At 40.6% G+C, this 13990-nt stretch carries 11 protein-coding genes; 9 read left to right on the forward strand and 2 right to left on the reverse strand.

Features of this window, described 5'->3' with window-relative positions; all coding sequences use genetic code 11:
• Positions 1-95: 95 nt before the first annotated feature.
• From ACEYX7_RS01660 to oppF, 7 genes are all read left to right on the forward strand, one after another.
• Positions 96-1007 (forward strand): bestrophin family protein, encoded by a 912-nt coding sequence (locus ACEYX7_RS01660; protein WP_374802664.1) that lies wholly within the window; start codon positions 96-98, stop codon positions 1005-1007.
• A 164-nt stretch (positions 1008-1171) separates the two neighbouring features.
• Positions 1172-2863 (forward strand): ABC transporter substrate-binding protein, encoded by a 1692-nt coding sequence (locus ACEYX7_RS01665; RefSeq protein ID WP_374802662.1) that lies wholly within the window; start codon positions 1172-1174, stop codon positions 2861-2863.
• Positions 2864-3077: 214 nt separating this feature from the next.
• Complete coding sequence (locus ACEYX7_RS01670; RefSeq protein WP_374802660.1) at positions 3078-4748, forward strand: ABC transporter substrate-binding protein; 1671 nt, start codon at positions 3078-3080, stop codon at positions 4746-4748.
• 179 nt (positions 4749-4927) lie between these two features.
• A complete protein-coding gene (oppB, locus tag ACEYX7_RS01675) occupies positions 4928-5851 on the forward strand; it encodes an oligopeptide ABC transporter permease OppB (protein ID WP_374802658.1) in 924 nt (307 codons plus the stop codon).
• A gap of 15 nt (positions 5852-5866) precedes the next feature.
• Positions 5867-6808 (forward strand): oligopeptide ABC transporter permease OppC, encoded by a 942-nt coding sequence (oppC, locus tag ACEYX7_RS01680; protein ID WP_374802656.1) that lies wholly within the window; start codon positions 5867-5869, stop codon positions 6806-6808.
• A gap of 35 nt (positions 6809-6843) precedes the next feature.
• Positions 6844-7830 (forward strand): oligopeptide/dipeptide ABC transporter ATP-binding protein, encoded by a 987-nt coding sequence (locus ACEYX7_RS01685; RefSeq protein ID WP_374802654.1) that lies wholly within the window; start codon positions 6844-6846, stop codon positions 7828-7830.
• 29 nt (positions 7831-7859) lie between these two features.
• Positions 7860-8870, forward strand: coding sequence for a murein tripeptide/oligopeptide ABC transporter ATP binding protein OppF (gene oppF / locus ACEYX7_RS01690; RefSeq protein WP_374802652.1), 1011 nt, complete (start codon positions 7860-7862; stop codon positions 8868-8870).
• Between the two features lie 75 nt (positions 8871-8945).
• Here the strand turns inward: oppF and ACEYX7_RS01695 are convergent, their stop codons facing one another.
• Both ACEYX7_RS01695 and dxs read right to left on the reverse strand, forming a co-directional pair.
• Positions 8946-9776, reverse strand: a complete 831-nt coding sequence (locus ACEYX7_RS01695; RefSeq protein WP_374802650.1) for an inositol monophosphatase family protein — start codon at positions 9774-9776, stop codon at positions 8946-8948.
• 108 nt (positions 9777-9884) lie between these two features.
• On the reverse strand, positions 9885-11789 hold the full coding sequence (gene dxs / locus ACEYX7_RS01700; RefSeq protein ID WP_374802648.1) for a 1-deoxy-D-xylulose-5-phosphate synthase: 1905 nt from the start codon (positions 11787-11789) through the stop codon (positions 9885-9887).
• A 429-nt stretch (positions 11790-12218) separates the two neighbouring features.
• Here dxs and ribA point away from each other — a divergent pair, with 429 nt between their 5' ends.
• On the forward strand, positions 12219-12812 hold the full coding sequence (gene ribA, locus ACEYX7_RS01705) for a GTP cyclohydrolase II (RefSeq protein ID WP_374802646.1): 594 nt from the start codon (positions 12219-12221) through the stop codon (positions 12810-12812).
• A gap of 150 nt (positions 12813-12962) precedes the next feature.
• Entirely contained in the window at positions 12963-13928 is a 966-nt protein-coding gene (gene hemF / locus ACEYX7_RS01710) for an oxygen-dependent coproporphyrinogen oxidase (RefSeq protein ID WP_374802644.1), read from the forward strand.
• The last annotated feature ends 62 nt before the right edge of the window (positions 13929-13990 follow it).

Consider the following 13990-nt stretch of genomic DNA (forward strand, 5'->3'; position numbering starts at 1 on the left):
ATAAAGCTGTAGTGATTAGCGAAATAATGTGAACTGTGATTGATTTTTTGTACTGTATTGCTAAAATACACAAAAATCATTCACTACAACTTCTCATGATTGTCCGTCAGCCAAATAATACTTTTACATTACTATTTTCATGGCGTGGTACAGTCTTGCCAAGAATTCTACAGCCGATGGGTTTTATCATGCTGTTGTCTGCGATTGTCGGTGGACTTGAGCATAACGGTATTTATCATTTTGAAAATTTACCTTTGACTGCCTTTAGCCTAATCGGTCTTGTATTATCGATATTTCTTGGTTTTAAAAATACCGCTTGTTATGATCGTTGGTGGGAAGCACGCAAATTATGGGGCAACCTTATTTCAGTTGCCCGTCATCTTGATCGAGATTCACGCATCCTACCCCAAGTAAGACGTGAGCGTGTAATTGAACAAACCATTGTTTTTGCAAATGTTTTGCGTGATTTATTACGCCAACGTAGTGAACAACCTGTGACTGCACAACAGTTTGAAGAGCTTAACGAAACTCAGCAACGTGTATTACAACAGCACATCAACATTCCGCAATATTCTTTGAGTCTGATACAGTGGGAATTTTTGCAAGCCTTACGCGAAGGTGAAATTTCTGATGTCTGTTATGTGCAGCTCAATCAGCATGTTCATGAGCTAAGCTTGGTGCATACAGGTTGCGATCGTCTCTCGAATACCCCTATTCCTTTTGCTTATTCTGTATTATTACATCGTACAGTCTATATTTTCTGTTTGCTTTTACCTTTTAGCTTGGGGTCGGTCATGGGATTGGCAACGCCTTTGGTCGTTGGTCTATTGACTTATACTTTTTTGGGTTTGGATGCGTTAAGTACTGAATTAGAAGAGCCTTTTGGTACGCAAAGTAATGACCTACCTCTAGATGCAATGGTACGTAACATTGAAATTGATTTACTCAGTGGATTGGGTAAACCAACACCGCCGCCAATTCAGCCACAACATAACAACTTACTTTAATTTCTAACAAAAAAATTATAAAATGGCAGGATCATTTCTTTGTTTAAACATTTGTTGATTAATATTGAAAAATCATTTGACAAGCGTCACGTTTTTATCGTAAAAATAGATTATTGATTAAGCTATTTTTCAATGACGTGATTATTTTACAGAAGGATTTGAATATGTCCAAACCCGTTTCATCTCAACTTATCAAACGCTTATTTGCACCAACAACCTTGGCGATTAGCCTTGCATTGGTCGGCTGTGGTGGCAGCGGCGATAATAAAACAGCATCAGCAAGTGGTACTGCAGCCAGTGCCAAAATTGATCCAAGTCAATTGGCTGATAAACAAGAATTGGTGATTAACAACACCGCAGATCCAGTATCTCTTGATCCACATAAAATTGATGGTGTCGTTGAAGGCAATATCGTACGTCAGATGTTTGAAGGTCTAGTACAGACCGATGATGAAGGCAAAACCATCCCAGGTATGGCAGAAAAATGGGAAAGCCCAGACAATAAAGTATGGACATTCCATTTGCGTGATGCAAAATGGTCAAATGGTGACCCAGTTACAGCGGATGATTTTGTTTATAGTTTCCAACGTTTGGCAGATCCAAAAACAGCTTCACCTTATGCAAGTTATTTAGAAGATGCCAAAGTCGTTAATGCGACTGACGTACTGTCAGGCAAAATGAAACCGACTGATTTGGGTGTAAAAGCCATTGATGCAAAAACATTCCAAGTCACTTTATCGGATGGCGTGCCGTATTTTGCAGATATGTTAGCATTATTCGTCATGTCACCTGTGCACAAAGCAAGTGTAGAGAAGTTTGGGGACAAATGGACAGATCCTGCAAATATCGTGGTCAATGGTGCATATAAATTAAACAACTGGGCAGTGAATGAGAAAATCGTTCTAGACCGAAATAAAACTTATTATGATGATGCAAAAACGCATATCAACAAAGTGACTTTCTTAGCACTGACCGATGGTACAGCTGATTTGGCACGCTATCGTACAGGTGAGATTGATATCAGTGCTGGTACATTCCCAACTGAACAGTTTAATGAAATCAAAAATGAAATGGGCAGTGAGTTAAATATTGCACCAGCACTATGTACGTTCTACTTTGGTTTTAACACCGAAAAAGCACCATTCAACGATGTTCGTGTGCGTAAAGCCTTGGCTCTGACCTTAGATAGAGAAGTCGTCACAGACAAAATCTTAGGTCAAGGTCAAGCACCAGCTTACCAATTTACACCAGTATCTACAGCGCATATTGGCAAATTTGAGCCTGAGTGGAAAGCATGGGATAAGTCGAAGCGTATCGAAGAAGCCAAGAAACTATTGACTGAAGCAGGTTATTCTGCTGAAAAACCAGCGACATTTGAACTGCTGTACAATACTGATGAAACCAATAAAAAATTGGCAGTGGCTGTTACAGAAATGTGGAAACAATCACTTGGTGGTATGGTCAATGGTACTTTGAAAAACCAAGAATGGAAAACCTATCTTGCAACACGTAAGAAAGGTGATTACCAAGCGATGCGTGCCCGTTGGTGTGGTGACTACAATGAGCCATCTACTTTCTTAAACTTATTGCGTAGTAACAGTAGTTATAATGACCTACGTTATAAGAGCAAAGAATTTGATAGTTTGATGGATCAAACATTGGCACCAGGTGTTGATACTGCAAAACGCAGTGAACTGTACGCTCAAGCTGAAGCTCAAGCTGAAAAAGATATGCCGATGATTCCGGTATTTACCTTTGTCGGTGTGCATTTGAATAAACCTTATGTTCTTGGTGTGTCGCACAAAGATCCATTGGGTTATTATCAAGTGAAAAAATACTCGATTGCTAAGCACTAAATCAGCATCGTTATCATCAATCGTTAAGATCCACAGCAAACTCTTTTCCAATCATTGAGCTTGCTTTTTTATTTGTTTTTTAAATCATTATGTAATTCTTCATTTACATTTTCCATATAATTTCTCCAAATTTCATTGACAATCATGCCTTTTTTTAATATACCTATATCTGCTTTATTTATATCTATATTTCTTTCAAAATGGAGTTTTTGATATGCGTACATCTATGATGAAATTTGTACTGGTGCCATCTGTATTAGCTGCAAGCTTGGCACTCATCGGCTGTGGTGGCAGTGACAATAAATCTTCGGCAGCCAGTGCAACCGCAGGAAGTGCCAAGATTGATCCAAATGTATTGGCAGACAAGCAAGAATTAGTTATCAACAACGGAACTGAACCTGCAACACTCGACCCTCATAAAGCAGAAGGTAACGTAGAACTCAATTTAATCCGTCAGATGTTTGATGGTCTTCTTTCTACGGATAGAGACGGCAAAACAATTGCAGGTATCGCTGAAAAATGGGAAAGCCCAGATAACAAAGTATGGACATTCCATCTGCGTGACGCTAAATGGTCAAATGGCGATCCTGTCACGGCTGAAGACTTTGTCTATAGTTTTAGACGTCTTGTAGACCCAAAAACAGCTTCACCTTATGCAACTTATCTTGATGATGCACGTGTCGTCAATGCCAAAGCAGTCATCGATGGTAAAGCCAAGCCTGAAGATTTGGGCGTAAAAGCAATTGATGCAAAAACATTCCAAGTGACCTTATCTGAAGCTGTGCCTTATTTCCCTGATATGCTTGTACATGGCATCATGCGTCCAGTGCATAAAGCAACGGTAGAAAAATTTGGCGACAAATGGACAGATCCCGCCAATATCGTCGTAAACGGTGCATTTAAACCAACGCAATGGAACGTCAATGACAAAATCGTCATGGAACGTAATGCAAGCTATTATGACAATGCAAGCAACAAAATCAACAAAGTTACTTACTTAGCCTTAAATGATGGTACATCTGACCTCGCACGTTACCGTGCAGGTGAGATTGATATGTCTAGTGCGAACTTCCCAGATGAGCAATTTGCAGCAGTCAAACAAGAAATGGGCGATCAACTGACTATTGGTCCAAGTCTATGTACTTATTACTACGCCTTTAACATGGCAAAACCACCATTTAACGACCCTCGTGTACGTAAAGCGTTGGTGATGACTCTGGATCGTGAAACTTTCACCAAAAAAGTTATGAATGATCGTGGTGAAAAACCAGCCTATCAATTTACACCAACATCCATCGCAGGTGGCGTGAAGTTTGAGCCTGAATGGAAGTCTTGGGATCAAAACAAACGCGTAGAAGAAGCGAAAAAACTTTTGACTGAAGCAGGTTATAGCCAAGCAAATCCATTGAAGTTTGAATTGCTTTACAATACCGATGAAGGTCACAAAAAATATGCGATTGCTGCCAGTGAAATGTGGAAACAATTCTTAGGTGGTGCAGTCTCTACAAGCCTTGTAAACCAAGAATGGAAAACTTTCTTAGAGACACGCCGTAAAGGTAACTACCAAATGGCACGTGCAGGCTGGTGTGGTGACTTCAACGAAGGTGCAACATTCTTGAATATCTTTAAGTCAACCAGTACCAACAATGACTTAGGCTATAAGAGCGAAGCATTCGACAATATCTTGGCTCAAAGCTTGGCTGTAGGTGCAAACCGTGTCGATGCATACAACAAAGCTGAAGCACAATTGTCACAAGACAACCCTGCTCTGTTCGTATATCACTATATCAGTATTAGCCTGAATAAACCTTATGTATTAGGTGTTTCTCACAACGATCCTCTGCATAACTCCCAAGTTAAGTACTATTCGATCGCAAAACACTAAATACCATATTGTCAAAAAAATGGGTCGTTTGTTTAGGCAAGCGACTTATTTTTTGTGAAAGCTATTGCTTTTGATGCAATTATGGTTGATATTATGGCAAATTAGAAATTTGAAACATGTAATAGACAATTTGCCAAGCACTGAGCCTAGCCAATGTCTATTGTAAGAAAGGAGACTCCATGTTCAAGCTCATTATTAAACGGTTATTAGAAGCCATTCCAACGATATTTGTTCTTATTACCGTATCATTCTTTATCATGCGACTCGCACCAGGTAGTCCATTCTCTGGGGATCGTAATTTACCGCCAGAAGTGATTGCCAGTTTAGAAGCAAAATATGGTTTTGATGCACCGCTTTGGAAACAATTTTTAAATTATTTGGTGAATTTGTTACATGGCGATTTTGGACCGTCATTTAAATATAAAGATAAAACTGTTAATGAATTACTTGCCCAATCCTTTTGGCCATCGTTTGAAATCGGTCTGTATGCTTTTATTATTGCCGTCACGATTGGCATCACTTTAGGTGTTGTTGCTGCATTAAACCAAAACACTGTGGTTGATTACACCACTATGGGTATCGGCATGCTTGGCGGTATCGTTCCTAGCTTTGTTATTGCACCTATTGCGGTATTTGTGGTTGCTGTAAAGTTTCAGTTATTACCTGCGGGAGGTTGGAATGATGGTGCCTTACGAAACCTGATTTTGCCTGTCTCGGTACTGGCATTTTTATATATTGCTGAGATTGCCCGTTTAACGCGTAGTTCTATGATTGAAACCATGAACAGCCCTTTTATCCGTACCGCACGTGCTAAAGGCTTACCAACAAGCCATATCATCTTTAAGCACGCACTTCGCCCAGCTTTATTACCTGTGATTAATCATCTAGGTCCAACTTTTGTAGGTATTATTACAGGCTCGATTGTTATTGAAACTGTATTTGGCTTACCTGGTCTAGGACAATTATTCGTCAATGGTGCCTTAAACCGTGACTATGGTTTGGTACTGAGTTTAACGATTGTGGTTGGTGTGCTCACAGTGATTTTCAATGCTGTTGCTGATATTCTGATGAGTATCATTGATCCAAAAATTCGTTTTGATTAATAAGGATATTGACATATGAATACCACAAATCAGACATTAAATGATACCAATGGTGCATTAAATGATACGAATCATGCATTACCCAATTCAAACCAGCCAAAGCAAATTGCCAGTCGCAGTCCATTACAAGACGCTTTTCGTCGCTTTCGAAAAAATAAAGCGGCTATGTTCAGTTGTTCTATTTTATTCTTGATTGTATTGTTCGTCATTTTTGCACCGATTTTATCGAGTTACAATTATTCCGATGCAGATTGGTCGAATATGGGCGCTAAGCCCTCTTTTGCCAACAAGCATTTTTTTGGTACAGATTCATTAGGCCGTGACTTGTTTGTTCGTACTGCAATGGGTGGACGAATTTCATTGATCGTTGGTGTCGTTGGTGCAGGGGTAGCGATTTTTATAGGTACAATCTACGGTGCAATCTCAGGTTATATCGGCGGCAAAGTTGATATGGTGATGATGCGTTTTATTGAAGTACTTAACTCTTTCCCAATTATGTTCTTATTAATCATTCTCGTGACGATGTTTGGTCGTAGTATCAGTTTGATTTTTATTGCCATTGGTATGGTCTCTTGGACTGGCATTGCACGTTTGGTACGTGGTCAGACGCTGAGCTTGCGTCGTCGTGAATTTATTGAAGCTGCACACGTGATTGGTGTATCGGATTGGAACATCGTCATGCGTCATATCACACCGAACGTGATTGGTGTGGTCGTCGTTTATGGTTCATTGCTCATTCCAGGTATGATTATGTTTGAATCTTTCTTAAGCTTCTTGGGAATTGGTGTACAAGAGCCTATGACCAGTTGGGGAGCTTTGATTGAAGTAGGTACCAAAACGATGGAAATTGCACCTTGGCAGTTACTCATTCCAGCAGCATTCTTGGTGGTTACCCTATTCTGTTTTAGCTATATTGGCGATGGTTTGCGTGATGCTTTCGATCCGAAAGACCGCTAATGCGACTCAACACATCAGAGATAGAGATAATCAATATGGATTTATTACAAGTTAAAGATTTATATGTTCGTTTTAAAACCGAAGATGGTATCGTCACCGCTGTAAACGGACTTAATTTTGATCTTAAAAAAGGTCAAAGCCTAGGTATCGTTGGTGAGTCAGGCTCAGGCAAGTCACAGACTGCATTTGCTATCATGGGTCTTTTGGCAGCCAATGGGCGTACAGAAGGCACAGCATTATTTGAAGGCAAAGATGTATTGACCATGTCTAAAAAAGACATGAATAAAATTCGTGCCAATGAAATTGCCATGATTTTCCAAGACCCGATGACATCACTTAACCCATTTATGACGGTGGGCGATCAGCTTGCTGAAGTGTTAATTTTGCATAAAGGCATGAGCAAAAAAGATGCGTGGGCTGAATGTATAAAGATGCTTGATGCAGTAAAAATCCCCGAAGCAGCAAAACGCATTAAAATGTTTCCACATGAATTTTCAGGCGGTATGTTGCAACGTGTGATGATTGCGATGGCATTATTATGTCGACCAAAATTATTGATCGCTGATGAGCCGACAACTGCATTAGATGTGACAGTACAAGCTCAAATCATGAATTTGCTGAACGACTTAAAACGTGATTTTGGTACGACCATTGTTTTGATTACTCACGACCTCGGTGTGGTAGCGGGTTTCTGTGACAATGTGTTGGTGATGTATGCTGGTCGAACCATGGCTTATGGTACAGTACGTGAGATTTTCCAAAAACCATTACATCCTTATACGATTGGCTTGTTAAATGCTATTCCACGATTGAATGGTGATCATCAGCGTTTAGGTACTATCCGTGGTAATCCGCCAAACTTAAGCAATTTGCCAGTCGGTTGTCCATTTTCCGAACGCTGTGACTTTATGATGGAAAAATGCCTACAAGCACCACCACCAGTACAGATAACCGATACAGGACGTCAGCGTGCATGTTATCTCGAACCACACCAAATCCCTGTGGTGATCCGTGATGTATAATGCCAGCATAATCAACAAAGGATAGAATCATGCAAACACAACAGCAAAATGCAAATATCCCTTTATTACAAGTGGATAATGTCAAAACTATTTTTAAAATCAAAAACCAAAGCTTGGCATTTTGGCAACCTGCTCTCACTCTCAAAGCGGTAAATGGCGTATCATTTGAACTCAAGGCAGGCGAAACACTGGGCGTAGTCGGTGAATCTGGCTGTGGTAAATCCACTTTAGCACGTACTATTATCGGTCTTGTTAAAGCCGAATCGGGTAGTATTAAGTTTGAAGGGCAAGAGTTGATTGGTGCATCTGAAAAAATCATGCGTCTAAAACGTCAAGATATTCAGATGATTTTCCAAAACCCTTTGGCATCGCTCAATCCACGTATGACCGTTGGTCGTATTATTGCCGAGCCTTTGCGTACTTATTTTCCAAATCTTTCTGATAGCGAAGTGGAAGAGCAAGTCAAAACCATGATGAGCAAGGTTGGGTTGTTGCCAAACCAATTTAACCGTTATCCACATGAGTTCTCAGGTGGTCAATGTCAGCGTATCGGTATTGCACGTGCCTTAATTTTGCGACCAAAATTGATCATTTGTGATGAGCCTGTCTCTGCACTGGATGTATCAATTCAGGCACAGGTAATTAACTTATTGCAAGATGTACAACAAGAAATGGGCTTGGCATTGATTTTTATCGCTCATGACTTGTCTGTGGTCAAACACATCTCTGACAAAATCATGGTAATGTATTTGGGCAATACAGTCGAACTTGGTGAAAAGAAAGCGATATATGACAATCCGAGCCATCCTTATACACAGGCACTGATGTCAGCTGTACCGATTCCAGATCCAGATATCGAAGCAACCAAAGTTGTGCAGCTTTTGGAAGGTGATTTACCGAGTCCGATCAATCCACCATCAGGATGTGTTTTCCGTACACGTTGCCCGATTGTTCAGCCAAGCTGTGCAGAGCAGAAGCCGATTTTGGAAGGTTCAGATAAGCATAAGATTGCTTGTTTTCATCAGCAAGTACCAATGTAATTTTTAAGATGACAAAATAAAAGCGACCTTAGTGGTCGCTTTTATAATTTAAAATCAATTTTGGGTCAGTGTAGCTTACTTTACACTGTCGCCCCATGCAGGTAGAACCGCTTGCATTAACGGTTTAAGCATTTTTAGAGAACAAGCGAATACTTGGCCATTTTCCATGCTATCTTGACCACCACGTGCATCGACCACTGTACCACCTGCTTCACGCACCATCAACTCACCTGCTGCGATGTCCCAAGGCTTTAGATTGACTTCAAAGAAACCATCAAAACGACCTGCAGCAACATAAGCCAAATCTAAGGCTGCTGAACCACCACGACGTACATTTGCACCTGCTTTGGTCACTGCCAAAAGCGATGCAAAATGTTGCTCAGCGTGTGAAACCACTTCTTCGCCACGCAAAGATTTGAATGGATGACCCACTGCCAAGAAGCTGCCATTTAAGCTGTCTTTTGGATTGATACGGATACGACGTTGATTCAGCGTTGCACCACGACCACGACTTGCAGTGAACATCTCATCACGCACTGGGTCATAAATTACGCCATGCTGTGTAACGCCTTTATGCTGTACAGCAATTGAAATACAAAAATGTGGAAAACCTTGAATAAAATTTTGTGTACCGTCTAAAGGATCAATCACCCAGCACCAATCGGCATCGTGCCCACGACCTTCTTGATAGCCAAATTCTTCACCGTGGAAACTATGATTTTTATAGCTCTTTTTTAAGGTATCAATGGTTAATTGTTCAATATAACGATCTACACGCGTTACAGGGCCGTCAATGCCTTTTTCTTCGACTTGTAAATCAAGCATATGTCGATTTTGATGTGCTTTGAGTAGCTCTTGACCAACCGTTTGTGCTGCACGTGCAGCCATGACCACCATGGGTTCCATGAAGTACCTAACCTTAAAATAAAATTTGAATAAAGAATAATATCTGTGGCAACAGACTAATTCAGGATTATAGCAAAAAATTGAGCAATAAAAAATATTTTTACAAAATTAAGCCTGATAGCGTTGTACAATTTGCTGATAAATGCCTTCGCTGTCCAAGCCAATCGCCTGCAACATTTGCTCATGCGTTGCCTGAGCCAAAAACTCATCAGGCAAACCGATATTGAATACCGCTTTTTGAATATTTTGGCTTGCCAGACATTCATTGACTGCACTGCCCGCCCCTGCTTGTACAGCATGTTCTTCTACCGTCACCAATAAGGCACTGTCTTGGCTACATTGTACAATCATCGCCACATCTAAGGGCTTAATAAATCGCATATTGACCACACGCACCGAACAATTTAACTGATCAGACAAACGTTCCGCAATATCGACACATGGATAAACTCGGCTACCAAATGCCAAAATACTGATAAATGGACGATTCTCTCGCACAATTTCACTAACGATTTCTGCTTTTCCAATTGGCAGTGCAGTCATCTCTTTCACCGTTGCGACGCCTATGCCTGTGCCACGTGGGTAACGCACTGCGGTCGGTGCTGGATGCATATAAGCGGTATGTAACATCTGACGGCATTCATTTTCATCTTTTGGTGCCATCAATACCAAATTTGGAATGGTTCGCATATAGGCATAATCATATGCCCCTGCATGAGTTGGACCATCTTCGCCCACCAAACCAGCACGGTCAATCGCAAAAGTCACATCAAGGTTTTGCAGTGCCACATCATGAATCAGTTGATCATAACCACGTTGCAAGAATGTCGAATAAATCGCCACCACAGGTTTTAAACCTTCGCACGCCATACCAGCCGCCAAAGTCACTGCGTGTTGTTCAGCAATCGCCACATCAAAAAAACGCTCTGGATATTGTTTAGCAAATTGTACCATGCCCGAGCCTTCGCACATCGCTGGGGTAATTGCCAATAGCTTGTTATCTAAAGCCGCTTGGTCGCAGAGCCATTCACCGAATACATCGGAATATTTGAGCTTTTTGGCTGTAGGCGTAGTGCTTGGCGTGCTATTACTATTGATTTTTGCGATAGCATGATAGCCAATTGGGTCTTGTTCGGCAGGGCTAAAACCTTTGCCTTTTTTGGTATAAATATGAACTAGACGAGGACCTTTACGTTGTTTGATAGCCTGAAAGACTTGTACCAATTTAGGTAAATCATGCCCGTCAAAAGGACCAAAGTATTCAAAGCCAATCGCATTGAATAGATTATCCGCAGATTCATTGGCAGGTTGGTGCAAACGTGAATTATATTGCCATGTCGGATAAGGCAAAATTACCACTTCGCCTTGTTCATCAATGCTGACATATTCGCCACGTTGCCAAATGCCTGCCAAATGCTTGGCAAAGCCACCTACGCTACACGAAATCGACATATCATTGTCATTAAGTACCACCAACATATCGGCTTGATGTGCTACTGCATCATTCATCGCTTCAAATGCCATACCTGCTGTCATTGCACCATCACCAACAATCGCCACAACATCGCGATGCTTCTGCTGGTAACGACTTGCCAAAGCCATGCCAAGCCCTGCTGAAATCGCAGTCGATGAATGACCGACACCAAAGGTATCGTATATAGATTCTTCTCGTGATGGAAATGCTGCCAGACCATCTTTGCTACGAATGGTCGTGAGTGCTTCACGGCGTCCAGTCAGCACCTTATGAGCATAAGCTTGATGACCGACATCCCAAATCAAACGATCTTCAGGTGTATTAAAACAATAATGTAAGGCTACGGTGAGTTCGACTACACCCAAGTTTGCCCCAAAATGCCCGCCACTTTGCCCTGCAGCATAGAGTAAATATTGACGCAGTTCATCTGCGACTTGTAATAATTCATTGCTGTTTAATTTTCTGAGTTGCGTTGGCTCATCAATACCATCTAGCACAGGCGTATGTGGTCGTTGCGTTGGAATGTCTGTATAAATCATGCAGATAGAGCCTATTTTATTTCAAGCAAATAAGGGCTGGGTCACATCGATTAACGCCTTTGCAATCATAGCTATTTTTTATCATTCATCTAAAACTGATAAAGTTTATATATTACAAAAACATCAACTCGTACCGAGCAAAATTGACATTAAATTATCTTAGATTTTTGGGTATATTCGCAACTATTATTTGAGCTGTTTTGTTTTATTTTCACTATTTTGTTTAAAATATACCGATCAGTACTTTTATAGAACAATATTCCGCCAAAAACTTCATTTGAAACAAGATTTTTTTTGCAGATGCTGACTTGAAATGACATTTATTATCCTTATAACAGTGCTGAAGAGTCATATCACTCAAATTTAAGTTGTAAAATGTTACCATTTAGTCTATAAAGATACCTTATCGTATCATAAGAGCAATACATTATGTCCATTCAGTTTGTTGCCACCGCCCAACTCCCCACCGAACACGGAGACTTCTTGATTAGTGTGTTTCAAGATCCTGAAACCAAAGAAGAACATGTTGCACTGTCAGTCGGTGTTGATGTAGAACGGCCGAACGATGAACCGACTTTGGTACGAATCCATTCCGAATGTTTGACTGGTGATGCTTTTTCATCCTTAAAATGCGATTGTGGACCACAGCTGAATGCAACGATGCAATTACTTCAACAGCAAGGGCGTGGTGTGATTTTATATTTACGTCAAGAAGGGCGAAATATCGGTTTGACCAACAAAATCCGTGCCTACGCTTTGCAAGATCAGGGTCACGACACTGTGGATGCCAATCTGTTATTGGGCTTGCCTGCTGATGGTCGCACTTATGAAATGTGTCCAATCATGCTTGGGCATTTAGGCATTAAAAAAGTTAAACTCATTACTAACAATCCTTTAAAGATTCAAGCATTGACTGAGCAAGGCATTGATGTTGTCGATCGCGTGCCTTTGGTTGTGGGTAAAAATCCTGCCAATGCGGACTATTTAAACACCAAAAAACAACGCATGGCACATATGTACTGATGGCTCACCATAATTTAAGTGTATTAAAATTTCGTTTTAATATACTTCATTTTTTTATTCAATCTATCTCAAAATCATTAAAATCCTTGCAAAAATGATTAAAAAATCTTATGTTTAAAACATATTATTCAATTTATACGATGTTTAAATATGACTACTTTGACCGATCTTCCTGTCGCAAGCTATCCGAATACCGATGATGTACAACGTGTCCGTGAATTTTTGTTAGACCTACAAGCGCGAATTTGTGCGAGCCTAGAACAACAAGAACGTTTGAGCGGTGGTACAGCTGAATTTATCATTGATGATTGGCAACGTGCCGAAGGGGGTGGTGGTCGCTCACGTGTATTACAAAATGGTACAGTGATCGAAAAAGGCGGTGTGATGTTTTCACATATTAACATTTCTAAACTGCCTGCATCTGCCACCGCACGTCATCCTGAACTCGCAGGGACGACTGCACAAGCCTTGGGTGTGTCTTTGGTGATTCACCCTAAAAATCCGAATGTGCCGACATCTCACGCCAATGTACGCTTATTTGTGGCGGAAAAAGAAGGACAAGCCCCGATTTGGTGGTTTGGTGGTGGCTTTGATTTAACGCCTTTTTACCCGAATGAAGAAGATTGTATCGCATGGCATGAGTCAGCTTTTGATCTGTGTCAGCCTTTTGGGGAAAACGTTTATCATGAACATAAACAATGGTGTGATGACTATTTTTATCTCAAACATCGTGATGAACAGCGTGGTATTGGCGGTTTATTTTTTGATGATTTAAATCAATGGGATTTTGAAACATGCTTTGCCTATATGCAAGCGGTTGGTAACGGTTATCTGAATGCCATCTTGCCGATTTTCCAAAAAAATCAGGATAAACCTTATACCGAAGCACAAAGAGAATTTCAATTATATCGCCGAGGGCGTTATGTAGAATTTAACTTGGTGTATGACCGTGGCACGTTGTTTGGCTTACAGACAGGCGGACGCATTGAATCGATTTTGGTCAGTTTACCGAATTTGGCAGGTTGGTCGTATCGCCCTGAATGGGACGAAGATTCTGCAGAAAAGCGTTTGACCGATTATTATCTAAAGCCAAGAGATTGGTTAAATTTAAAATAATTGAAGCAAAAAAATACCATCTACAATATAGATGGTATTTTTTATAACTTAATTTAAAACAA

The organism is Hubeiibacter jixunmingi (assembly GCF_041928215.1).
Lineage (GTDB): Bacteria > Pseudomonadota > Gammaproteobacteria > Pseudomonadales > Moraxellaceae > Acinetobacter.

Bases quoted from the DNA above. Each gene is read 5' to 3' on its own strand.
- oppB (WP_374802658.1), top strand. From the start codon at position 4,928: ATGTTCAAGCTCATTATTAAACGGTTATTAGAAGCCATTCCAACGATA.
- ACEYX7_RS01685 (WP_374802654.1), top strand. From the start codon at position 6,844: ATGGATTTATTACAAGTTAAAGATTTATATGTTCGTTTTAAAACCGAA.
- ACEYX7_RS01695 (WP_374802650.1), bottom strand. From the start codon at position 9,776: ATGGAACCCATGGTGGTCATGGCTGCACGTGCAGCACAAACGGTTGGT.
- oppC (WP_374802656.1), top strand. From the start codon at position 5,867: ATGAATACCACAAATCAGACATTAAATGATACCAATGGTGCATTAAAT.
- ribA (WP_374802646.1), top strand. From the start codon at position 12,219: ATGTCCATTCAGTTTGTTGCCACCGCCCAACTCCCCACCGAACACGGA.
- ACEYX7_RS01660 (WP_374802664.1), top strand. From the start codon at position 96: ATGATTGTCCGTCAGCCAAATAATACTTTTACATTACTATTTTCATGG.
- ACEYX7_RS01665 (WP_374802662.1), top strand. From the start codon at position 1,172: ATGTCCAAACCCGTTTCATCTCAACTTATCAAACGCTTATTTGCACCA.
- hemF (WP_374802644.1), top strand. From the start codon at position 12,963: ATGACTACTTTGACCGATCTTCCTGTCGCAAGCTATCCGAATACCGAT.
- dxs (WP_374802648.1), bottom strand. From the start codon at position 11,789: ATGATTTATACAGACATTCCAACGCAACGACCACATACGCCTGTGCTA.
- ACEYX7_RS01670 (WP_374802660.1), top strand. From the start codon at position 3,078: ATGCGTACATCTATGATGAAATTTGTACTGGTGCCATCTGTATTAGCT.
- oppF (WP_374802652.1), top strand. From the start codon at position 7,860: ATGCAAACACAACAGCAAAATGCAAATATCCCTTTATTACAAGTGGAT.